Origin of the sequence: Streptomyces sp. NEAU-YJ-81 (assembly GCF_017592595.1) — a bacterium.
GTDB classification, from domain to species: domain Bacteria; phylum Actinomycetota; class Actinomycetes; order Streptomycetales; family Streptomycetaceae; genus Streptomyces; species Streptomyces hygroscopicus_B.
In genome coordinates, this window is sequence record NZ_JAGFNO010000038.1 from 29363 (window position 1) to 55062 (window position 25700).

At 74.0% G+C, this 25700-nt stretch carries 1 protein-coding gene; it reads right to left on the reverse strand.

The window, feature by feature from the left end:
- Nucleotides 1-25677: a type I polyketide synthase gene (locus J5X86_RS43930; RefSeq protein ID WP_208522223.1), complete on the reverse strand. Its 25677-nt coding sequence runs from the start codon at nt 25675-25677 to the stop codon at nt 1-3.
- Nucleotides 25678-25700 lie beyond the last annotated feature (23 nt).

The window sequence follows — 25700 nt, forward strand, 5'->3', positions numbered from 1 at the left end:
TCAGCCGTTGCCGAACCTCTTGTCGATGAAGTCGAAGAGGTCGTCGTCACTGACCTCTTCGAACGCGTCCGCCTCGGCGTCCGCCCCGGCGTCGTCCGCGGTGCGACGCACGTCGTTCCACTTCGCGAGCAGCGTCTGGAGGCGCACCGCGATGTTCGCATGCGCGGCCTCGTCCTCCGTCACCGATGCCAGATCATCCGGCGTCAGCGAGGACAGGCTGTTCTCCAGCCGCTCCAGTTCCTCCAGTACGGACACTCCGGGGCCGTCGGCCTCCGGCGCCACTTCCTGGCGCAGATGGTGCGCGAGCGCCACCGGTGTCGGGTAGTCGTAGACCAGCGTGGCCGTCAGCCGCAGCCCGGTGGCCGCGTTCAGCCGGTTCCGCAGTTCCACGGCCGTCAGCGAGTCGAAGCCCAGATCCTTGAACGCCTGCTCGGCGCCCACCTGGTCCTTCGAGGCGTAGCCCAGCACGGCCGCCACCTGACGGCGGACCAGGTCCAGGACGGTCAGCTGCTGCTGGGCCTCCGACTGCCCGGCCAGCCGCTGGGCCAGGGTGCCGTCCGCGGTGTCCGCCACCGCCTCCGGGGCGGCGGGGCCGCCGGTCGCGGCGCGGCGCACGGGCGTGCGCACCAGGCCGCGGTAGAGCGGCAGCAGCTCCCCGGTGGTGGCGGCGGCGCGCAGCGTCGCCATCTCCAGCCGTACGGGCACCAGCACCGCCTCGTCGGCCACGGCGTGGGCCGCGTCGAACAGGGCGAGCCCTTCCTCGGCGGACAGCGGCAGCACCCCGCCGCGCGCCGCCCGCTGCTGGTCGGCCTCGCCCAGCCGGCCGCCCATGCCCCGCTCCTCGGCCCACATGCCCCACACCAGGGACAGCGCGGTACGGCCGGTGGCGCGGCGGTGGCCGGCGAGGGCGTCGAGGAAGACGTTCGCCGCCGCGTAGCCGCCCTGGCCCGCGCCGCCCAGCGTGCCGGCCGCGGCCGAGAAGAGCACGAAGGCGGACAGGTCCAGCTCGCGGGTCAGCTCGTGCAGGTTGACCGCCGCGTCGACCTTGGGCCGCAGCGCCGTGTCCACCCGCTCGGGCGTCAGCATGTCGATGACACCGTCGTCGAGGACGCCCGCGGTGTGCACCACGGCCGTCAGCGGACGGTCGGCCGGAATCGTGGCCAGCAGCCCGGCCAGCGCCTCCCGGTCGGCCGCGTCGCATGCGGCGACGGTGGCCTGTGCGCCCAACTCGGCCAGCTCCGCCACTAGTTCGGCCATGCCGTCGGCGGCGGGGCCGCTGCGGCTGGTCAGCAGCAGATGGCGGGCGCCGTACGCGGTGGCCAGATGGCGGGCGAACAGCCTGCCCAGACCACCGGTGGCGCCGGTGATCAGCACCGTGCCGTCCGGGTCGATGGCCTTGCCGGTGGGCTCGGTGGCCTTGCCGGTCGGGTCGACGGCCCTCCTCTCCGACGTCTCGGCGGCAGGGGCCGTCTCGACCCTGGCCAGGCGCGGCGCGTACGCCGCCCCGGCGCGCAGCGCCAGTTCGGGCTCGCCCGAGTCCAGCGCCGCCGCGAGCGCCGGGTAGGACACCTCTCCGTCCACGTCCAGCAGCACGAACTGGCCCGGGTTCTCCGACTGCGCGGAGCGCAGCAGACCCCACACCGGCGCGTGCGCCAGGTCCGCCACCGCCGGGTCGGCGGCGGCGGCGACCGCGCCACGCGTGACCACGACCAGCCGGGCCGAACCGGGCCGGCCGCCGTTCAGCCACTCCTGGAGCAGGCCCAGGACGCGGTGGGTGGCCGTGTGCGCACCGGCGGCGAGGCCGCCCTCCGTGGCGCCCGGCTCCGGCGGGAACGGCACCAGCACGGTGTCCGGCGCGGCCTCGCCCGCCTCGACCGCCGCGTTCAGCGAGCCGAGGTCGTCGTGGACCGTGGCGCGGAACCCGGCCGTCTCCAGGGCCACGCTCAGCTTGAGCTCATCGCCGCCGATGACGGCGAAGCCCGCCGACGCGGCCTGCGAAGGCGCCTGCGAGGACGTCTGCGAGGACACCTTTGAGGGTGCCGCCACCGGCGCCCAGTCGATACGGAACAGCGACTCATGGCGGTCGGAGGCGGTCGCACCGGCGATCCGGTCCACCTCCAGCGCCCCGGTCTCCAGCGCGTCCACCGACGCGACGAGCGCACCCGTCTCATCGGCCGCCACCATCGACACCGCGCCGTCCTCGGTCAGCGCCAGCCGTACGCGCAGCGCCTCGGCGCCGACCGCGTACAGGCTCACCCCACGCCAGGAGCGCGCCACCGCGGCACCGCCCGCGCCCAGCGCGAGCGGCTGCAGCGCACCGTCCAGCAGGGCCGGGTGCAGGGCGAAGCGGGCGGCCTCGGGCTGCCGCTCCGCCGCCACCCGAACCTCCGCGAACAGCTCCTCGCCACGCCGCCAGACGCGGCGCAGGCCCTGGAACGCGGGACCGTGCAGCAGCCCGGCGCGCGCCATGCTCGCGTACAGCTCATCGGTGTCGACCGCTTCCGCGTCGGCGGGCGGCCACACGGACAGCGCCTCGGCACCGCCACCCGCCGGAGCCACGCCCGCCGAGGACACGCCCGCCAGGGCCTCGCCCGAGGCGAGCACACCGGCGGCGTGCCGGGTCCACGGCCGGTCCGCCTCCGCGCGCTCGTCCCGCGCGTACACGCCCAGCGGGCGACGCCCGTCGGCGTCCGGCTCGCCGACCGACACCCGCAGCCGCACCCCGCCGCGCTCCGGCAGGATCAGCGGCTCGTCCAGGGTCAGCTCCTCCAGCAGCCCACAGCCCACATGGTCCCCGGCGCGCACCGCCAGCTCCACGAACGCGGAGCCGGGCAGCACGGCCGTGTCCGCGACCGTGTGGTCCGCCAGCCACGTGTGCGAGGCGAGCGACAGCCGCCCGGAGAACACATAGGCGTCGGCGTCGGGCAGTTCCACCGCCGCGCCCAGCAGCGGGTGATCGGCCGAGCCGAGCCCCGCCGAGGCGACCTCGTCCAGGCTCAGCAGGGCGTCGACCCAGTAGCGGCTGCGCTGGAAGGCGTACGTCGGCAGCGCGACCTTCCGCGCACCCGTACCGGCGAAGAACGCCTCCCAGGCCGGGGCCGGGCCACGGACGTACAGCCGGGCCAGCGCGCCGGTCAGCGCCTCGGCCTCCGGCCTGCCCTTGCGCAGCGCGGGCAGCAGCTCGGCCGCGCCGGGCTCGGCCAGGCAGTCCTGGGCCATGGCGGTGAGGACACCGTCGGGGCCCAGCTCCACGAAGGTGGTCACGCCCCGGGCTTCGAGGGTGCGGACACCGTCGAGGAAGCGCACGGCCTCGCGGACGTGGCGCACCCAGAAGCCGGGGCTGGTGATCTCTTCGGCGGAGACCAGTTCGCCCGTCAGGTTGGAGACGATGGGGATGCGCGGAGCCTCGTAGGTCAGCCCCTCCGCAACCTCGCGGAACGCGGCCAACATGCCGTCCATGCGCGGCGAGTGGAAGGCGTGGCTGACGGTGAGGCGCTTGGTCTTACGACCCTGCGCCTCGAACGACGCGGCGATCGCGACAGCCTCGTCCTCGTCACCCGCGATGACCACCGACGTCGGCCCGTTGAGGGCGGCGATGCTCACGCGGTCGGTGAGCAGCGGCGCCACCTCGTCCTCGGACGCCTGGACGGCGATCATCGCGCCACCGGCAGGCAGCTCCTGCATCAGACGGCCACGGGCGGCCACCAGCTTCGCCGCGTCCGCGAGCGAGAGGACACCCGCCACATGGGCGGCGGCCAGCTCACCGATGGAGTGGCCGGAGAGGAAGTCCGCCTTCAGACCCCAGGTCTCCACCAGCCGGAACAGCGCCACCTCGACCGCGAACAGCGCGGGCTGGGTGAAACCGGTCTGGTCCAGTGCGGCGGCGTCGTCGCCGAACAGCACATCCCGCAGCGGCCGTTCGAGATGCGCGTCCAGGTGGGCGCACACCTCGTCCAGCGCGTCCGCGAACACCGGGAAGGTGTCGTACAGCTCACGGCCCATGCCGAGCCGCTGGCTGCCCTGCCCGGTGAAGAGGAACGCCACCTTGCCACCGGCCACCGAGCCCTCGACCAGGCCCGGCACCTCGGACTCGCCCCGCGCCAGCGCCGCGAGACCGGCCAGCAGCCCGTCCCCGCTGTCCGCGGTGAGCACGGCCCGGTGGTCCAGGGCGGCGCGGGTCGTGGCCAGCGAGTAGGCCACATCGGTGGCGGCCGGTACGGTCTCACCGCCGAGGTGGGCCAGGAGCCGTTCGGCCTGGCCGCGTACGGCGGCCGGGGACTTGGCCGACAGCACCCACGGCACCGTCGGCAGCTCCACCGCCGGAGCGACGGCGCGGTTCTCCGCAGGCTCCGGGGCCTGCTCCAGCAAGGTGTGCGCGTTGGTGCCGCTGATGCCGAACGCCGACACCGCGGCCCGGCGCGGACGGCCGGTCTCCGGCCACTCCCGCGCCTCGGTCAGCAGCTCCAGCTCCCCGGCGGACCAGTCGACATGCGGGGTCGGCTCGTCCACGTGCAGGGTCGGCGGCAGCACACCGTGCCGCAGCGCCAGCACCATCTTCATCACACCGGCGACACCGGCCGCGGCCTGCGTGTGCCCGATGTTGGACTTGATGGAGCCGAGCAACAGGGGCTGGTCGGCGTCGCGCTCCTGGCCGTAGGTGGCCAGCAGCGCCTGCGCCTCGATCGGGTCGCCCAGCGTCGTACCGGTGCCGTGCGCCTCGACCGCGTCCACCTCGGACGCCGAAAGACCCGCACCGGCCAGCGCCTGCCGGATCACCCGCTGCTGCGAGGGACCATTCGGCGCCGTCAGACCGTTGGACGCACCGTCCTGGTTGATCGCGGAGCCGCGGACGACCGCCAGCACCTCATGGCCATGGCGCTGGGCGTCCGACAGCCGCTCGACGAGCAGCATGCCCACGCCCTCGCCCCAACCGGTGCCATCCGCACCGGCCGCGAACGCCTTGATCCGGCCATCCTCCGCCAGCCCACGCTGACGACTGAAGTCCACGAACGAACCCGGCGTCGACATCACCGTCACACCACCGGCCAGCGCCAACGAGCACTCACCCGCACGCAACGCCTGAATCGCCCAGTGCAACGCCACCAAGGAGGACGAGCAGGCGGTATCCACCGTCACCGCCGGGCCCTCGAGACCCAGCGCATACGACACCCGGCCCGACATCACACTGGCCGCGTTACCCGTCCCCATGAAGCCATCGCCGCCGTCCGGCGAGTGGAGGACGAGCGACATGTAGTCCTGGCCGTTGGTGCCCGCGAACACGCCGACCTGCTGACCGCGCAGCGTCGTCGGGTCGATCCCGGCGCGCTCGAACGCCTCCCAGGACGTCTCCAGCAGCAACCGCTGCTGCGGATCCATCGCGAGCGCCTCGCGCGGCGAGATACCGAAGAACGCCGCGTCGAAGTCCCCGGCGTCCGCCAGGAATCCGCCCTCGCGGACATAGCTGGTGTTCTCGGTGGCGGAGTCCGGGTCGTACAGCGCCTCCAGGTCCCAGCCACGGTCGGCCGGGAAGCCCGTCACCGCGTCCTGCCCGGAGACCAGGAGCCGCCACAGTTCCTCCGGCGACCGCACGCCACCCGGGAAGCGGCAGCTCATCCCGACGATCGCGATCGGATCGTCGGCGACGGCCACCGTCATGGACGACGCACCGGCGACCGCCTCGGCCGCGCTCTCCTCGCCCAGGATCTCCGTACGGAGGTGGGCGGCGAGCGCCGAGGACGACGGGTAGTCGTACACCAGCGTGGGCGGTAGCCGCAGCCCGGTCACGGTGTTCATGCGGTTGCGCAGCTCGACGGCCGTCAGCGAGTCGAAGCCCAGATCCCGGAACGCCCGGTCCGCCTCCACGGCCTCCGCGTCGGAGTGGCCCAGCACATCGGCCACGGCCGAGCGCACCAGGTCCAGCAGGATCCGCTCGCGCTCGGCCGCCGGGACCCCCGCGAGCCGCTGGGCCAGCGAGGACTCGTCCGCGCCGCCACCGGCCGTACGGGCCGTCCGCCCGCTCTCGGCCTCCAGCGCGGTACGCACCTCGGGCAGCTCCAGCAGCAGCGGGCTCGGCCGGGAGGCGGTGAAGCCGGGGGCCAGCCGCTCCCAGTCGATGTCCGCGACCGTCACCGCGGTCTCGTCCAGGTCCAGCGCCCGCTGCAGCGCGGCGATGGCCAGGTCCGCCGCCATCGGCGGCACACCGGCGCGGCGCATGCGCTGCTCCAGCGCGTCGTCCGCGGCCATCCCGCCCTCGGCCCACGGGCCCCAGGCCACCGAGGTGGCGGGCAGGCCCTCGGCCCGGCGGCGCTCGGCGAGCGCGTCCAGGAAGGCGTTCGCGGCGGCGTAGTTGGCCTGACCGGCGGCGCCGATCGAGCCCGCGAACGAGGAGAACAGGACGAAGGCCGTCAGGTCCAGGTCCCGCGTCAGCTCGTGCAGATTGGCCGCGGCCTCGGCCTTGGCGCGCAGGACGGAGGCGAAGCGCTCGGGGGTGAGCGACTCCAGAACGCCGTCGTCCAGCACCCCGGCCGCGTGCACCACCGCCGTCAGCGGCAGTTCGGCCGGGAGCCCGGCCACCAGCGCGGCCAGCGCCTCGCGGTCGGCGGCGTCGCAGGCCGCGACGGTGACCCGGGCGCCCGAGGCGGCGAGTTCGTCCCGCAGCTCGGCCGCGCCGGGGGCGTCGAGGCCACGGCGGCTGGTGAGCACCACGTGTTCGGCGCCCTTGTCGATCAGCCAGCGGGCCACATGCGCGCCCAGCGCGCCCGTACCGCCGCTCACCAGGACCGAACCCGCGCCCGGCCGCCAGTCGCGGCCGTGCCCGGTGTTGGCGGAGCGGGTCAGCCGGCGGCCGAAGACGCCGGAGGCGCGCACCGCCACCTGGTCCTCGCCCGCGCCACCGGCCAGCACGCCCGCCAGCCGCGACAGCGCCCGGTCGTCCAGCGTCTCCGGCAGATCGACGAGACCGCCCCACCGCTCGGCCAGCTCCAGGGCCGCGACCCGGCCCAGGCCCCAGACCCGCGCCTGCCACGGGTCCACCGGCCCGTCCGTCCGGCCGGTCGAGACCGCGCCGCGCGTGGCGACCCACAGCGGCGCGTCCACGCCCAGATCGCCCAGCGCCTGCGCCAGGGCGGCGGTGCGGACCAGCCCGTCGGCACCCTCGCCGCCCTCGATGCTTTCGGTGCTTTCGGTGCTTTCGGTGCTTTCGGCGAGTGACGGCAGCGCGAACACCCCGGCCACCGGGGCGTCGGCGACCGCCTCGGCCAGCCGCTCGGCCATGCCCGTACGGTCCGCGGCGGCCAGCTCGACCCGCTGGACCTCGGCGCCGCGTGCGGACAGCGTCCGTACGACACCCTCGGCCAGCGCGCCGTCCGCCTCTTCAGTGGTGGTGACGACCAGCCAGCGGCCGGTCAGCGCCCCCTCGGCGCGGGCGGCCACCGGCTTCCAGGTCACCTGGTAGCGCCAGGCGTCCACGGTGGACCGCTCGCCCTGGCGCCGCCGCCACGAGGACAGCATCGGCAGAACGGCGCCCAGCGAGGAGAGCGCGTCGGCGTCCTCGGACTGGAGCGTCCCGGCCAGGGCCTCCAAGTCCTCGCGCTCGACGGCCTCCCAGAACCGCGCGTCCACGGAATCCATGGCCGCGACGGCCTCGCGGACCTCCTCCGGGTCCTCCACCCAGAAGCGCTGCCGCTGGAAGGCGTAGGTCGGCAGCTCGATGGCGCGGGCTCCCGTACCGGCGAAGAACGCCGACCAGTCCAGGGCCGGCCCCCGGGTGTGCAGCGCGGCGAGGGCCGCCGTCAGCGCCCCCGGCTCGGTACGTCCCTTACGGAGCGCCGAGACGAAGGCGGCGGCATCGCCGGAGACGCACTCCTGGGCCATGGCGGTGAGGACACCGTCGGGGCCCAACTCGACGTAGGTGGTGACGCCCTGGGCTTCCATCGTCCGGACGCCATCGAGGAAGCGGACGGCTTCGCGGACGTGGCGCACCCAGAAGTCGGGGGTCGTGATCTCCTCGGCGGAGACGATGGCGCCGGTGAGGTTGGAGACGATCGGGATGCGCGGGGCCTCGTACGTCAACCCCTCGGCCACCTGCCGGAACGCCTCCAGCATCCCGTCCATACGCGGCGAGTGGAACGCATGGCTGACGGTGAGCCGCTTGGTCTTCCGACCCTGCGCCTCGAAGCCCGCCGCGATCTCCAGAGCCGCGTCCTCATCACCTGCGATGACGACGGAGGTCGGCCCGTTGAGCGCGGCCATCGACACACGGTCGGTGAGCAGCGGTGTGACCTCGTCCTCCGAAGCCTGGACCGCGATCATCGCGCCACCGGCCGGCAGCTCCTGCATCAAACGGCCACGTGCGGCCACCAGCTTCGCTACGTCGGCGAGCGAGAGCACCCCCGCCACATGCGCGGCAGCCAACTCACCAATTGAGTGACCAGAGAGGAAGTCGGGCCGCAGCCCCCACGCCTCCACCAGCCGGAACAGCGCCACCTCAACCGCGAACAACGCGGGCTGAGTGAACCCCGTCTGGTCCAGTGCCTCCGCATCCTCCCCGAACAGCACCGTCTTCAACGGCCGTTCCAGATGCGCGTCCAGCTCATCGCAGACCGCGTCCAGCGCCTCCGCGAACACCGGATAGGCGTCGTACAGCTCACGCCCCATCCCCAGCCGCTGGCTCCCCTGCCCCGTGAACAGGAACGCCACCTTGCCGCCCTCGGCCACCGTCCCCTGGACCAGCCCCGCGGCCGACTCGCCGCGCGCCAGCGCCTCCAGGCCGGACAGCAGCCCGGCACGGTCCTCGCCGACGACGACCGCGCGGCGCTCCAGCGCCGCCCGGCCCGTCGCCAGCGCGTGGCCGACGTCCGTGGTGTCCAGGTCGGGGTGGGTGCCGAGGTGGGCGAGGAGCCGTTCGGCCTGGCCGCGCAGAGCGGCGTCGGACTTGCCCGAGAGCACCCAGGGCACCGTCGGCAGCTCCGCCACCGGACCGGTCGCGGGGATCTCCTCGGGAGCCGGGGGCTGCTCGATGATCGTGTGCGCGTTCGTACCGCTCACGCCGAACGACGAGATGGCCGCCCGGCGCGGCCGGCCGAGCTCCGGCCACGGCCGGGCCTCGGTCAGCAGCTCGAGGTCGCCCGCCGACCAGTCCACATGCGGGGTGGGCTCGTCGATGTGCAGCGTCTGCGGGAGCACGCCGTGCCGCATCGCCATGATCATCTTGATGATGCCCGCGACACCCGCGGCGGCCTGGGTGTGGCCGATGTTGGACTTCAGCGAGCCGAGCCACAGCGGCTGTCCCTCCGGCCGGCTGCGGCCGTAGGTGGCGAGCAGGGCCTGGGCCTCGATCGGGTCGCCCAGCGTCGTGCCCGTGCCGTGTGCCTCCACCACATCGACATCGGCGGTGGTGAGCCGGGCGCTGGTCAGCGCGTCGCGGATGACGCGCTGCTGGGACGGGCCGTTGGGCGCCGTCAGACCGTTGGACGCACCGTCCTGGTTGATGGCCGAGCCCCGCACGATCGCCAGCACCCGGTGTCCGTTGCGCCGCGCGTCCGACAGCCGCTCGACGAGCAGCATGCCCGCGCCCTCGGCCCAGCCGGTGCCGTCCGCCGACGCCGCGAAGGACTTGCAGCGGCCGTCGGTGGACAGGCCCTGCTGGCGACTGAAGTCGATGAACGTGTCCGGGGTGGCCATGACGGTCACACCACCGGCCAGCGCCAGCGAGCACTCGCCGTTGCGCAGTGCCTGCGCGGCCAGGTGCAGTGCCACCAGCGACGACGAGCACGCCGTGTCGATGGTGACCGCCGGGCCCTCCAGGCCGAAGGTGTACGCCACCCGGCCCGAGGCGATGGAGCCCGCGCCGCCCGTGCCGAGGTAGCCCTCGAGCCCCTCGGGGACGGCGGTCAGCCGGGTCAGATAGTCGTGGTACATGACGCCCGCGAAGACACCGGTCTTGCTGCCGCGTACGGCCGCCGGGGCGATGCCCGCGCGCTCGAACGCCTCCCACGACGTCTCCAGCAGCAGCCGCTGCTGCGGATCCATCGCCATGGCCTCGCGCGGGTTGATCCCGAAGAAGTCGGGGTCGAAGTCGGCGGCGTCGTGCAGGAAGCCGCCCTCGCGGGTGTAGCTGGTGCCCACCTGGTCGGGGTCGTCGCTGTAGAGCGCGTCGAGGTCCCAGCCACGGTCGACGGGGAAGTCGGAAATGGCGTCGGTGGCGCCGATGACGAGCTGCCACAGCTCCTCGGGGGTGGTGACCCCGCCCGGGTAGCGGCAGCTCATCCCGACGATGGCGATCGGCTCGTCCTCGGTGACGGCCGTCACCGGGACCGGGGTGTGCACCTCCGCCGACTCCTCGCCCACCAGCTCGGTCCGCAAATGGCGGGCCAGGACCTGCGGGTCCGGATAGTCGAAGATGAGCGTCGCGGGCAGCCGCAGCCCGGTGACCGAGTTGAGCTGATTGCGCAGCTCGACAGCGGTCAGCGAGTCGAAGCCCAGATCCTTGAACGCCCGCCCGGAACCGATGGTCTCCGCACCCGCGTAGCCGAGTACGGTCGCCACCTGCGCCCGGACCAGGTCCAGCAGCAGCCGCTCCTGCTCCGCCGTGCTCAGCCCGGCGAGCCGCCCGGCCAGACCGGTCTCGCCGCCCGCCGCGACCGCGTCCACGGCGCGCCGCGCCGGTACCCGCACCAGGCCGCGCAGCAGCGGCGAGATCGCGGGCTGGTTGCGCAGCGCCGCGAGGTCCAGGCGCATCGGCACCAGCGACGCCTCGTCGACGGTCAGCGCGGCGTCGAAGAGCCGCAGTCCCTCCGCCACCGGCAGCGGGGGCACTCCGGCCCGCCGCATCCGGGTGATGTCGGCCTCGTCCAGGGTGTCGCCCATGCCGCCACCGGCCCACAGGCCCCACGCCAGCGCGGTGGCCGGCAGGCCCTGGGCGGCGCGGTGCTGGGCGAGGGCGTCCAGGAAGACATTGGCCGCCGCGTAGTTGCCCTGGCCGGGGCCGCCGAACACACCGGCGGCCGAGGAGAACAGTACGAACGCCGAGAGGTCCTGGTCGCGGGTCAGCTCGTGCAGGTTCCAGGCGGCGTCCACCTTCGGACGCATGACGTTTTCGACGCGCTCGGGGGTGAGGGAGCCGATCACACCGTCGTCCAGCACACCGGCCGTGTGGACGACCGCCGTGAGCGGATGTTCGGCGGGGATGTCGGCGAGGGTCGCGGCGAGCGCGTCCCGGTCCGCCACATCACACGCCGCCCAGCGCACGCTCGCACCCAACTCGGCCAGCTCGGCGCCGAGTTCGGCCGCGCCCGGGGCCTGCTCGCCACGACGGCTCACCAGCAGGAGCTGCCGTACGCCACGCTCCGCCACCAGGTGGCGGGCGAACAGGCCGCCCAGCGAACCGGACGCGCCGGTGACCAGCACCGTGCCGTCCGGGTTCCACTCCGGGGCCTCGGTGTCGGCCGCCGACGCCGCACGGGCCAGGCGTGGCGTCTTGACGACGCCCTGCCGCACCGCGACCTCGGCCTCGCCGCTCGCGAGCGCCGCGACCACCGCGGGCAGCGCGGCCTGCGAGTCGTCGTGGCCGTCGAGGTCGATCAGGAGGAGCCTGTCCGGGTTCTCGGACTGTGCCGAACGCACCAGACCGCGGACGGCGGCGCCCGCCGGATCCGCCACCGGCTCACCGGCCTCGGTGGCCACGGTCCCCGAGGTCAGCAGGACCAGACGTGAGTCCATGAAGCGGTCGTCGGCCAGCCACTGCTGCAGCAGGCCCAGCACCTGGGTGGTGGCCTGGTGCGCCGTGGTGGCGGGCGAGGGGCTTTCCCCCACCCCGCCCCTTCCCGAAACTTGGGGCTCCGCCCCAAGGCCCCGGTCCTCAAACGCCGGACGGGCTTGATTTGCCGCACCCGGGCCTTCAAGTGCTGCGTCTACGCGGGCTTCGGGTGCCAGGTCCACCACGACGTACTCCGGCAGCGCCGTTCCGGAATCGACGGCCTCGCTCAGCGCGGCCAGGTCCGGGTATGTGGCGAGGCCCAGGGTATCCGTGCCCAGCGCCGCCCAGCGGCCGTCGACCGCGGTGTCCGCCCCGGCGGCGTCCACCAGCCCGGCCGTCGTCCACTCCACGCGGTACAGCGACTCGTGGTAGGCCGTCCGCGCGCTCTGCAGTTGCTCGGCCGAGACCGGGCGCAGCACCAGCGAGTCCACGGCCGCGACCGGCGCGCCCGCGGCGTCCGCGATCTCCAGCCGGACGCCGTCGCCGCCCACGGCGGCCATCCGCACCCGCAGCGTGGCCGCGCCGCTCGCGTACAGCGACACCCCGGTCCAGGCGAACGGCAGCCGCCCCTCGGTCTCGGTGCCGCCGAGCCCGGCCAGGCCGAGCGCGTGCAGTGCGGCGTCCAGCAGCGCCGGGTGCAGCCCGAACGCGGCGGCCTCCTCGGCCGTGCCCTCGTCCAGCACCACCTCGGCGAACACCTCGCCACCGCGCCGCCATGCCTTGCGCAGCCCCTGGAACGCGGGGCCGTAGGCGAAACCGACGTTCCGCAGCTCGGCGTAACGGTCGCCGACCGCCACCTCGGCGGCGTCCGCCGGGGGCCATGCGGTCAGCTCGAACGACGCCTCCGGACGGTCACCGGACGCCAGGACACCGGACGCATGCCGGGTCCACGGCTCCTCGGCCGACAGGTGCTCGGCCCGGGAGTGCAGCTCCAGCGGGCGGCGGCCGGTGTCATCGGCCGCGCCGACCCACAGCCGCAGTTGGACGCCACCGTCCTCGGCCAGGACCAGCGGCGCTTCGAGGGTCAGCTCCTCCAGCACCTCGCAGCCGACCTGGTCACCGGCCCGGACCGCCAGCTCCACGAACGCGGTGCCCGGCAGCAGCACAGTGTCCATGATCGTGTGATCGGCCAGCCACGGGTGCGTGGACAGCGCCAGCCGCCCGGTGAACAACATGCCGTCCGCGCTGGGCAGTTCGGCGCTGGCACCGAGCAGCGGATGCTCGGCCTCGCCCAGCCCGACCGCGGCCACATCGCCGAGGAACAGCGACGAGACCTTCGGCCAGTAGCGCTGCCGCTGGAAGGCGTACGTGGGCAGCTCGGCCAGCTCGTCCGGCGCCAGTCGGGTGGCGCCGGTCCCGGCGTAGAAGGCCGCCCAGTCCACCGCCACACCGCGCACATGCGCCCGTGCCACGGCCGTGGTCAGCGCCTCGGCCTCGGGACGGTCCTTGCGCAGCACGGAGACGAACGCGGCCTCCGACTCGGCGTCGGTCACACACTCCTGCGCCATCGCGGTCAGGACCCCGTCGGGGCCCAGCTCGACGAACGTGGTGACGTTGCGCGCTTCGAGGGTGCGGATGCCGTCCAGGAAGCGCACGGCCTCGCGGACGTGGCGCACCCAGAAGTCGGCCGTCGTGATCTCCTCGGCGGACACCACGCCACCGGTCAGATTGGACACGATCGGGATGCGCGGGGCCTCGTACGCCAGCCCCTCCGCCACCTCACGGAACGCGTCCAGCATGCCCTCCATACACGGCGAGTGGAACGCATGGCTGACCGTGAGCCGCTTCGTCTTCCGACCCTGCGCCTCGAACGAGGCCGCAATCTCCAGCGCCACGTCCTCATCACCCGCGATGACGACCGAAGTGGGCCCATTGAGCGCGGCAATCGACACCCGCTCGCTGAGCAGCGGCGTGACCTCGTCCTCCGAAGCCTGGATGGCAATCATCGCGCCACCAGCAGGCAGCTCCTGCATCAAACGGCCACGCGCCGCCACCAACTTCGACGCATCCGCCAGCGACAACACACCCGCCACATGCGCCGCAGCCAACTCACCAATCGAATGCCCCGACAGGAAGTCCGCACGCAGACCCCACGCCTCGACCAGCCGGAACAACGCCACCTCAACCGCGAACAACGCAGGCTGAGTGAACCCCGTCCGATCCAGCGCCTCGGCGTCCTCGCCGAACAGCACCGTCTTCAATGGCCGTTCGAGATGCGCGTCCAGCTCATCGCAGACCGCGTCCAGCGCCTCCGCGAAGGCCGGGTACGCGTAGTACAGCTCACGCCCCATGCCGAGCCGCTGACTGCCCTGCCCCGTGAACAGGAACGCCACCCGGCCACCGGCCACCGAACCCTGAACGAGCCCGGCCGCCGTACGCCCCTCGGCGAGCGCCTCCAGGCCGGACAGCAGCCCGTCCCGGTCCTCGGCGACCAGCGCCGCGCGCTCCTCGAACGCCGAGCGGCCCACGGCGAGCGCGAAGCCGAGGTCGGCGGTCCGCAGCTCGGTCCGCTCGGTCAGGTGGCCGTGCAACTGCTGGGCCTGCTCACGCAGCCCCTCCGCCGTCCGGGCCGAGAGCAGCACCGGCAGGGCCGTTCCGCCCGCGTCGGCGTGCTCAGCGGCCTCAACAACGTCAGCCGCCGGGGCCTCTTCCACGACGGCGTGGGCGTTGGTGCCGCTGAAGCCGAAGGAGGAGATGCCCGCGCGCCGCGGATGGCCGGTCTCCGGCCATGCCACCTGCTCCGTCAGCAGGCTGATGTCGCCCGCCGTCCAGTCGACATGCGGGGTGGGCTCGTCCACGTGCAGCGTGCGCGGGAGCACCCCGTGCCGCATGGCGAGAACCATCTTCATCACACCGGCGACACCGGCCGCGGCCTGCGTGTGCCCGATGTTGGACTTGATGGAGCCGAGCAGCAGCGGCTGCCCCTCCACCCGGTCCTGGCCGTACGTGGCGAGCAGCGCCTGCGCCTCGATCGGGTCGCCCAGCCGGGTGCCGGTGCCGTGTGCCTCGACCGCGTCCACCTCGGACGGGGCCAGACCGGCACCGGCGAGCGCCTGGCGGATGACGCGCTGCTGCGACGGCCCGTTGGGCGCCGTCAGACCATTGGACGCACCGTCCTGGTTGACGGCTGTGCCGCGTACGAGCGCGAGCACCGGGTGGCCGTTGCGGCGGGCGTCCGACAGCCGCTCGACGAGCAGCATGCCCACGCCCTCGCCCCAGCCGGTGCCGTCCGCCTCGGCCGCGAACGCCTTGATCCTGCCGTCCTCCGCGAGCCCGCGCTGACGGCTGAAGTCCACGAACACACCGGGCGTCGACATCACGGTCACACCGCCCGCGAGCGCGATCGAGCACTCGCCGCCGCGCAGCGCCTGGATCGCCGAGTGGAGGGCGACCAGCGAGGAGGAGCAGGCGGTGTCGATGGTGACCGCCGGGCCTTCGAGGCCGAAGGTGTAGGCGAGCCGGCCCGAGATCACGCTGGCCGCGTTGCCCGTACCCATATGCCCTTCGAGGCCCTGCGAGTCGCTCAGCAGCAGGGACAGATAGTCCTGGCCGTTGGTGCCGACGAAGACACCGGCGGTGGAGCCGCGCAGGGAAGCGGGGTCGATCCCGGCCCGCTCGAACGCCTCCCAGGACGTCTCCAGCAGCAGCCGCTGCTGCGGGTCCATGGCCAGGGCCTCACGCGGCGAGATGCCGAAGAACGCCGGGTCGAAGTCGGCCGCGTCGTGCAGGAAACCGCCCTCGCGGGCATACGAGGTGCCCTCGACGTCCGGGTCCGGGTTGTAGAGCGTCCGGAGGTCCCAGCCGCGGTCGGCGGGCATGTCCACGATGGCGTCCGTGCCGGACACCAGCAGTTGCCACAGCTCCTCGGGGGTGCGGACACCGCCCGGGAAGCGGCAGCTCATCGCGACGATCGCGATCGGATCGTCGTCGGCCGCAGTGCCCGCCACCGGCGACGTGCCGCCCGTGACCGCCACCTGCCCGCCGAGCAGTTCGGCGAAGAGGTGGTCGGCGAGGGCGAGCGGCGTCGGGTAGTCGTAGATGAGGGTGGCGGGGAGCCGCAGATCGGTGGCGGCGTTGAGACCGTTGCGCAGTTCGACGGCGGTGAGGGAGTCGAAACCGATCTCACGGAAGGCCCGTTCGGCGCTGATGTCGGACACATCGGCGTGGCCGAGGACCTCCGCCACATGGGTCCGTACGAGATCCAGCAGCGCCCGGTGGCGCTCCGCCTCGGGCAGGCCCAGGAGCCGCCGCGCGAGCGCGGAGGCCGTCTCGACGGGCACGGCCTCGCCGGTAGCGGTGGCGGCGCCCCGCGTGGCGGCCTGGCGCACCTCGGGCAGGTCGGCCAGCAGGGGGCTGGGACGGCCCGCGGTGAAGCCGGGGGCGAACCGGTCCCAGTCGACATCCGCCACGGTCACGGCCGCGTCGCCCAGGTCGAGGGCGCGCTGCAGGGCGTCGATCGCGAGATCGGCGTCCATGGGCGGCATCCCGGCGCGGCGCATGCGCTGCTCCAGCGCCTCGTCGGCGGCCATACCGCCCGCGGCCCACGGGCCCCAGGCGATCGAGGTGGCGGGCAGCCCCTCGGCGCGCCGCCGCTGGGCGAGCGCGTCCAGGAAGGCGTTCGCGGCGGCGTAGTTGGCCTGGCCCGCGGCGCCCACGGTGCCGCTGGTCGAGGAGAACAGCACGAATGCGGACAGGTCCAGCTCGCGCGTCAGCTCGTCCAGGGCGAGCGCGGCGTCGGCCTTCGCACGCAGCACGGAGGCGAAGCGCTCGGGGGTCAGCGACTCCAGAATGCCGTCGTCCAGCACCCCGGCCGCGTGCACCACGGCCGTCAGCGGCAGCTCGGCGGGGAGGTCGGCCAGCAGCCCGGCCAGGGCCTCCCGATCGGCCACGTCGCAGGCCGCGACCGTGATCCGGGCGCCGGAGGCGGCGAGTTCATCGCGCAGCTCGGCCGCGCCCGGGGCGTCGAGGCCACGGCGGCTCGTGAGCACCACATGCTCGGCGCCCTTGTCGATCAGCCAACGGGCCACCTGGCCACCCAGCGCGCCCGTACCGCCCGTCACCAGCACTGTGCCGCGGGCGCTCCAGCCCTCGGCCTCCGCCACCTGCCGTGCGGTCGCCCGCGCCAGCCGGCGGCCGAACACCCCGGAGGCGCGGACGGCGATCTGGTCCTCGTCCCCGGCCCCGGCGAGCACCACCGCGAGCCGCGACAGCACCCGGTCGGTCAGGGTCTCGGGGAGGTCGATGAGACCGCCCCAGCGGTCGGGCAGCTCCAGGGCCGCCACTCGGCCAAGGCCCCACACCTGGGCGCGGGCCGGGTCCACCAGCTCGCCCTGACGCCCCGTCGAGACCGCGCCCCGGGTGGCACACCACAGCGGCGCGTCGATCGCGGCGTCGCCCATGGCCTGCACGAGGGCGGCCGTGGGCAGCAGGGCGTCGGCGTCCCCGGTGGCCAGCAGCGAGAGCACACCGGCCACGGCGCCGCCGTCGGCCGCCGTGCGCAGCCGCTCGGCGAGGCCCGCGCGGTCCTCGGCGGCCAGGTCGAGCCGCCGCACCTCGGCGCCCCGCTCGGTCAGCGTACGGACGACACCGTCCGTCCACGCGTCGGCGGCGGCATCGTCGGCGGGGGCGGCGACGAGCCACACCCCGGACAGCCGGGCCGCGGAGCCCAGCGACAGCGGCTTCCACGCCACCTGGTACCGCCAGCCGTCGACACCCGCGGCGGCCAGGCTCGCCACCGGCTCCTCGGGCCAGTAGCGGCGGTGCTGGAAGGCGTAGGTCGGCAGGTCGACGCGGTGGGCACCGGTCCCGGCGAAGTACGCGGCCCAGTCCGGCGCCACGCCCCGCACATACGCGCGGGCGACGGCCGTGGTCAGCGCCTCGGCCTCGGGACGGTCCTTGCGCAGCACGGAGACGAACGCGGCGCCGCCACCGGTGACGCACTCCTGCGCCATCGCGGTGAGGATGCCGTCGGGGCCCAACTCGACGAAGTTGGTGACGCCTTGGGCTTCCAACGTCCGCACGCCGTCGAGGAAGCGGACGGCTTCGCGGACGTGGCGCACCCAGAAGTCGGGGGTCGTGATCTCCTCGGCGGAGACCACGTTCCCGGTCAGGTTGGAGACGATCGGGATGCGCGGGGCCTCGTACGACAGGCCCTCCGCGACCTCGCGGAACCCCTCCAACATGCCGTCCATACGCGGCGAGTGGAAGGCGTGGCTGACGGTGAGGCGCTTGGTCTTACGACCCTGGGCCTCGAAGCCCGCCGCGATCTCCAGCGCCGCATCCTCATCACCCGCGATGACGACCGAAGTGGGTCCGTTGAGCGCGGCGATCGACACCCGCTCGGTGAGCAGCGGCGCCACCTCGTCCTCCGACGCCTGGACGGCGATCATCGCGCCGCCCGCGGGCAGCTCCTGCATCAGACGGCCACGCGCCGCCACCAGCTTCGCCGCATCCGCGAGGGACAACACACCCGCCACATGCGCGGCGGCCAGCTCACCAATCGAGTGCCCCGACAGATAGTCGGGCCGCAGACCCCACGCCTCCACCAGCCGGAACAACGCCACCTCGACGGCGAACAGCGCAGGCTGGGTGAACCCGGTCTGATCCAGCGCCTCGGCGTCATCCCCGAACAGGACCGTCTTCAACGGCCGTTCGAGATGCGCGTCCAGCTCATCGCAGACCGCGTCCAGCGCCTCCGCGAACACCGGATACGCCTGGTAGAGCTCACGCCCCATCCCCAGCCGCTGACTCCCCTGCCCCGTGAACAGGAACGCCAGCTCACCCTCGGCGACCGCCCCCTCGGCCAGCCCCGGCGCGGACTCGCCCCGCGCCAACGCGTCGAGGCCGCGCAGCAGGTCGTCCCTGCCGTCCGCGACCAGCACCGCGCGGTGGTCGAGCGCGGCGCGCCCGGTGACCAGGGTGTGGGCGACGTCGGCCGGTGCGAGGTCGGAGTGCGCGGTCAGATGGGCGTAGAGCCGCTCGGCCTGGGCCCGCAGGGCGTCGGTGCCCTTGGCGGAGAGCGCGTACGGCAGCACATCGGAGCCGCCCCGCTCGGGCTCCTCCTCCACCGGTTCGGCCGTGCCGGCCGGGGCCTGCTCGATGATGGTGTGGGCGTTGGTGCCGCTGATGCCGAACGAGGACACGGCGGCGCGGCGCGCGCGGCCGGTCTCCGGCCACTCCCGCGCCTGCGTCAGCAGCGCGATGTCACCGGCCGTCCAGTCGACATGCGGCGACGGCTCGTCCACGTGCAGCGTCTGCGGCAGCACACCGTGCCGCATCGCCATCACCATCTTGATGATTCCGGCGACACCGGCCGCCGCCTGGGAGTGGCCGATGTTGGACTTGATGGAGCCGAGCCACAACGGCCGCTCCGCGTCGCGTTCCTGGCCGTAGGTGGCCAGCAGCGCCTGCGCCTCGATCGGGTCGCCCAGCGTGGTTCCCGTGCCGTGCGCCTCGACGACGTCCACATCGCCGCTGGTCAGCCCGGCGCTGGTCAGCGCCTTGCGGATGACGCGCTGCTGGGACGGGCCGTTCGGCGCCGTCAGGCCGTTGCTCGCACCGTCCTGGTTGACGGCCGAGCCGCGCACGACGGCCAGCACCTGGTGGCCGTGGCGCCGCGCGTCGGACAGCCGCTCCACGAGCAGCATGCCGACGCCCTCGCCCCAGCCGGTGCCGTCCGCACCGGCCGCGAACGCCTTGCAGCGGCCGTCGGCGGCCAGGCCGCCCTGGCGGCCGAACTCGGTGAAGTGGCCGGGCGTCGTCATCACGGTGACACCGCCCGCGAGCGCCATCGTGCACTCGCCCTGGCGCAGCGCCTGGATCGCCCAGTGCAGCGCCACCAGCGACGACGAACATGCCGTGTCGACGGTGACCGCCGGGCCCTCAAGACCGAGGGCGTAGGCGATACGGCCGGACATGACGCTGCCCGCGTTGCCCGTCATCACATGGCCCGCGACCTCCGCGCCGGCCTGCTCCAGGCCCGCGTCGTAGCCGCTGTAGGCCGCGCCTACGAACACGCCGACGGAGCGGCCACGGAGCGAGTCCGGGTCGATCCCGGCGCGCTCGAACACCTCCCATGACGTCTCCAGCAGCAGCCGCTGCTGCGGGTCCATGGCCAGGGCCTCACGCGGCGAGATGCCGAAGAACGAGGCGTCGAAGAGGTCCGCGTCGTGCAGGAAGCCACCGGCGCGGGCGTAGTCGGACGGGGCCGCGTCGGCCTCGTCGCCGTCCGCCGCCCACTGGCTCTCCCAGTTGCGGTTGACGGGGAATCCGGTGATGGCGTCCGAGCCGGTGGCCACGAGCTGCCAAAGGTCCTCGGGCGAGCGGACGTCGCCGGGGTAGCGGCAGCCCATCGCGACGATGGCGATCGGGTCATCCGCGAGGGAGACGGCGGTGGCGGGGAGCGCCGGGTCCGCCTGCTCGGCCTCGGCCTCGGCCTCGTCGACGTCCAGGCCGAGTAGTTCGGCGCGCAGATGGTCGGCGAGGACGGTGGGGTTCGGATGGTCGAAGACGATCGTGGTGGGCAGCTTGAGCCCGGTGGCGGCGGAGAGCCGGTTGCGCAGTTCGACGGCGGTGAGCGAGTCGAAGCCCAGCTCCTTGAAGGCGCGGCGGGCCTCGATGGCGTCGGCGGAGGCGTGGCCGAGGGCCGTGGCCACATGGCCGCGGACGAGGTCGAGCAGCGTCCGGCGGCGCTCGTTCGGGGAGAGCGCGCGCAGCCGCTGGGCCAGCGACGAACCGGCGGCGAGCGCGCCCGCGGCGGTGCGTCGGCCGGTCGTGCGGATCAGCCCGCGCAGCAGCGCCGGGACCGGGCCGGATCCGGCCGCGGAACGCAGCGCCGCGAGATCGAGCCGGGCCGGGATCAGCAGGGTCCGGCCGGTGCGGCGGGCGGCGTCGAAGAGCGCCATGCCCTCGTCGTCGGTGAGGGCGCCCATGCCGCTGCGGGCCAGCCGCAGCAGATCGGTCTCGGTCAGATCGCCGGTGATACCGCCGGACTGGGCCCACAGGCCCCACACCAGCGAGGTGGCGGGCAGGCCCGCCGCGTGGCGGTGGGCGGCGAGCGCGTCGAGGAAGACGTTGGCCGCGGCGTAGTTGGCCTGGCCCGCGCCGCCCAGCGTGCCCGCGACGGCGGAGAACAGCACGAACGCGGACAGGTCGAGGCCGCGGGTCAGCTCGTGCAGGTTCCAGGCCGCGTCCACCTTCGGACGCAGCACCCGCTCCAACTGCTCGGGCGTCAGGGCGGCGGCCGTGCCGTCGTCCAGCACACCGGCGGTGTGCACGACGGCCGTCAGCGGATGCTCGGCCGGGACGGCGGCCAGGGTCGCGGCGAGCGCGTCGCGGTCCGCGGCGTCGCAGGCGGCGAGGGTGACCTCGGCGCCGCGCTCGCGGAGTTCGGCGGCCAGCTCGGTGGCGCCGTCGGCGTCCGCGCCACGGCGGCTGGTCAGCAGGAGGTGGCGTACGCCGTGCTCGGCGACCAGGTGGCGGGCGAGCAGCCGGCCCAGGGCGCCGGTGCCGCCGGTGATGAGCACGGTGCCGTCGGCGTCGAACGCGGGGGTGGCGTCGGCGTCGTTGTCCGGGGCCGGGGCCGAGGTCGAGCCCGAGGCCGAACTCGAGCCCGAGGCCAGGGCCGAACCCGAGCCCGGGGCCGAACCCGAGCCCGGGGCCGGGGCCGTGGCGCGGGCCAGCCGGGGCGCTAGGGTCCGGCCCGCGCGCAGGGCGAGCTCAGGCTCGCCGGTGGCCAGGGCGTCGGCGAGCGCGTCGGCGAAGGTGTCGGCGACCTCGGCGGCGCCAGCGGACCCGCCGGACCCAGCAGCCTCGGCAGTCCCGGCGGCTTCAGCCGTCCCGGCGGCCTCGTCTACGTCCACGAGGACGAAGCGGCCGGGGTTCTCGGTCTCGGCGGAGCGCACCAGACCCCACAGGGGCGCGTGCACCAGATCGGTGACGCCCTCCTCGGCGTCGGCGGCCATGGCGCCCCGGGTGACGACCACCAGGCGCGCGTCGGCGAACCGCTCATCGGCCAGCCAGCCCTGCACCAGGGTCAGCGCGCGCCGCGCCTCCCGGTGCGCGGCCTCGGCCACGTTCTCGTCCGGGCCGCCGGGTGCGGGCGCGAAGGACGCGAGGACCAGCTCCGGGGCGGCGGTGTCGCCCGCCTCGACGGACGCGCCCAGCGCGGCCAGATCGGGGGCGGAGGCGGCGGCCACTCCGGCCGGGACCAGCCCGAACGGGTCCTCGCCCAGGACGATACGGCGGGCGGCGGCATCCGGACCGGCGGAGGTGGTCTGCGGGGCCACCCAGTCGAGCCGGAACAGGCTCTGCCGCGCCACGTCCGCGTCGCCGGTGAGGTCGTCGGGGAGCGCACGGCAGCGCAGACCGTCAACGGCGGCGACCGGCTCGCCCGTGGCATCGGCGAGCGCCAGGGTCACGGTGTCGGCTCCGGCGGGCGCGATCCGTACGCGCAGCGCGGACGCACCCTCCGCGTACAGCCGGACGCCCTGCCAGACATCGGTCAGTTGGGCGCCCTCGCGGCCGTGGAGAGCGTGCAGGGCGGCGTCCAGCAGCGCCGGGTGCACGGCGAACTCTCCGGCGCCGGGCTTGACGTCGTCGTCCAGCCGGACCTCGGCGAAGAGTTCGTCCCCGCGCCGCCAGGCGGCCGTGAGCCCCTGGAACCCCGGGCCATGCCGCAACCCGTCCCCGGCCAGCCGGGCGTAGAGCGCGTCGGGCTCGATCGCCTCGGCGGCGGTCGGCGGCCACTCGGCCAGGTCGAACGACGGGCTGGGGGCGCCGGAGGCGAGCACACCGCCCGCGTTCCGCACCCACGCCGTGTCGGCGGCGGCGTCCTCCGGACGGGAGGAGACGGTGAACGAACGACGCCCGGCGTCGTCCGAGGCACCCACCGTGACCTGCAGCCGGACGCCACCGCGGGCGGGCAGCACCAGCGGGGCGTGCAGGGTCAGCTCATCGAGCAGGTCACAACCGACCTGGTCACCGGCCCGGACGGCAAGCTCCACGAACGCCGAGCCCGGGACCACCACCGCATCCCGGACCGTGTGATCGGCCAGCCACGGATGGGTGTCGAGGCCAAGTCGTCCCGTGAAGACGAGTCCATCGGACTCCACCAGCGGCACCGCCGCACCCAGCAGCGGGTGTCCGGCCAACTCCAACCCGACGGAGGCCACATCACCCACGGACGCCGCACCCGGCTCCAGCCAGAACCGCTCATGCTGGAAGGCGTACGTCGGCAGATCGACGCGGTGGGCGCCGGTCCCGGCGAAGTACGCGGCCCAGTCCGGCGTCACACCACGGACCTGCGCCCGGGCGATGGCCGTGGTCAGCGCCTCGGCCTCGGGGCGGTCCTTGCGCAGCGCGGAGATGAACGCGGCATCCTCGCCGGTCACACAGTCCTGGGCCATGGCGGTGAGGACACCGTCGGGGCCCAGCTCGATGAAGGTGGAGACGTTCTGCGCCTCAAGCGTCCGTATGCCATCGAGGAAGCGGACGGCCTCGCGGACGTGGCGCACCCAGAAGTCGGCCGTCGTGATCTCCTCGGCGGAGACGACGGAACCGGTGAGGTTGGAGACGATCGGGATGCGCGGGGCCTCGTACGTCAGCCCCTGCGCCACCTCGCGGAACGCCTCCAACATGCCGTCCATACGCGGCGAGTGGAAGGCGTGGCTGACCGTGAGCCGCTTGGTCTTCCGACCCTGGGCCTCGAACGACTCCGCGATCGCGACAGCCGCGTCCTCATCACCCGCGATAACGACGGAGGTGGGCCCGTTGAGCGCGGCGATCGACACCCGCTCGGTCAGCAGCGGCGTCACCTCGTCCTCGGACGCCTGGACGGCGATCATCGCGCCACCGGCAGGCAGCTCCTGCATCAGACGGCCACGCGCCGCCACCAACTTCGCCGCGTCCGCCAGCGACAACACACCCGCCACATGCGCGGCAGCCAGCTCACCGATCGAGTGCCCCGACAGGAAGTCCGGCTTCAGACCCCACGCCTCAACGAGACGGAACAGCGCCACCTCAACCGCGAACAACGCAGGCTGAGTGAACCCCGTCTGATCCAGTACGGCCGCGTCATCCCCGAACAACACATCCCGCAGCGGCCGCTCCAGATGCGCGTCCAGCTCCGCGCACACCGCATCCAGCGCCTCGGCGAACACCGGATACGCCTGGTAGAGCTCACGCCCCATCCCAAGCCGCTGGCTCCCCTGCCCCGTGAGCAGGAACGCCACCTTGCCACCGGCCACCGAACCCTCGACCACACCCGGCGCACCACGACCCTCAACCAGCGCACCCAGACCAGCGAGCAGCCCATCCCGGTCCTCGGCCACCACCACCGCACGGTGTTCAAAGGCCGACCGCCCGGTCGCCAGCGAGAACCCCACGTCCACCGGCCGCAGCTCGCCACGCGCCTCCACATGCGCGACCAGCCGCTCGGCCTGGTCCCGCAGCGCGGCCACGCCCCGCCCCGAGAGCACCCACGGCACCACAGCCGGAGCCGCCACGGGAGCCGAAGCAGCCTCCGCCGCTTCGGCTTCGGGCGCCTGCTCGATGATGGTGTGGACGTTGGTCCCGCTCACACCGAAGGACGAGACGCCCGCCCGGCGCGGCTGGCCGGTCTCGGGCCACGGCCGCGCCTCGGTCAGCAGGGACACCTCTCCCGCCGACCAGTCGACGTGCGGGGTGGGCTCGTCCACGTGCAGCGTCTGCGGCAGCACCCCGTGCCGCATCGCCATCACCATCTTGATGACGCCGCCGATACCGGCGACGTTCTGGGTGTGGCCGATGTTCGACTTCAGCGAGCCGAGCCACAGCGGGCGCCCGTCAGGCCGTTCCTTGCCGTAGGTGGACAGGAGGGCCTGTGCCTCGATGGGGTCGCCCAGCGTGGTGCCCGTGCCATGGGCCTCCACCGCGTCCACGTCGGCGGGGTTGAGACGGGCGTTCTCCAGGGCCTGCCGGATGACGCGCCGCTGCGAGGGGCCGTTCGGCGCGGTCAGGCCGTTGGACGCGCCGTCCTGGTTCACGGCGCTGCCGCGCACCACCGCGAGCACCGGGTGCCCGTTGCGCCGCGCGTCCGACAGCCGCTCGACCAGCAGCACCGCGACACCCTCGGACCAGCCGGTGCCATCCGCCGACGCCGCGAAGGACTTGCAGCGGCCGTCGGCGGAGAGTCCGCGCTGACGGCTGAACTCCACGAACACATCCGGGGAGGACAGCACGGTCGCGCCCGCCGCCAGCGCCAGCGAGCACTCGCTCTGCCGCAGCGCCTGGACCGCCAGGTGCAGCGCGACCGAGGAGGACGAGCAGGCGGTGTCGATGGTGGCCGCCGGACCCTCCAGGCCGAAGGCGTAGGAGAGCCGCCCGGACGCGACGCTGGAGGCGGTGCCGGTGAGCAGATGGCCCTCGACACCCTCCGGGAGGTCGTACTCCCCCGCCCCGTACGCCTGCGTGGACGCGCCGACGAACACGCCGGTGCGCGAGCCCCGCATCGTGTCCGGGTCGATCCCGGCCCGCTCGAACGCCTCCCAGGAGGTCTCCAGCAGCAGCCGCTGCTGCGGGTCCATCGCGAGCGCCTCACGCGGCGAGATCCCGAAGAAGCCCGGGTCGAACCGGCTCGCGTCGTACAGGAAGCCGCCCCCGCGGGCGTAGAACGTGCCCTCGCGCTCCGGGTCCGGGTCGTACAGCGCCTCGATGTCCCAGCCGCGGTCGGTGGGGAAGCCGGAGATGGCGTCCTGGCCGTCCACGACGAGCCGCCACAGCTCCTCGGGGCTGCCGACGCCGCCGGGGAACCGGCAGCTCATGCCGACGATCGCGATCGGTTCCCGGGACGCGTCGGCGAGCTGCTGGTTCTGCTTCCGCAGCCGCTCGGTTTCCTTCAGCGAGGCCCGCAGCGCGTCAACGAGCTTTTCGTTGGGGGTTGTCATCGTGTACTCCGTGCTTGGGCCCG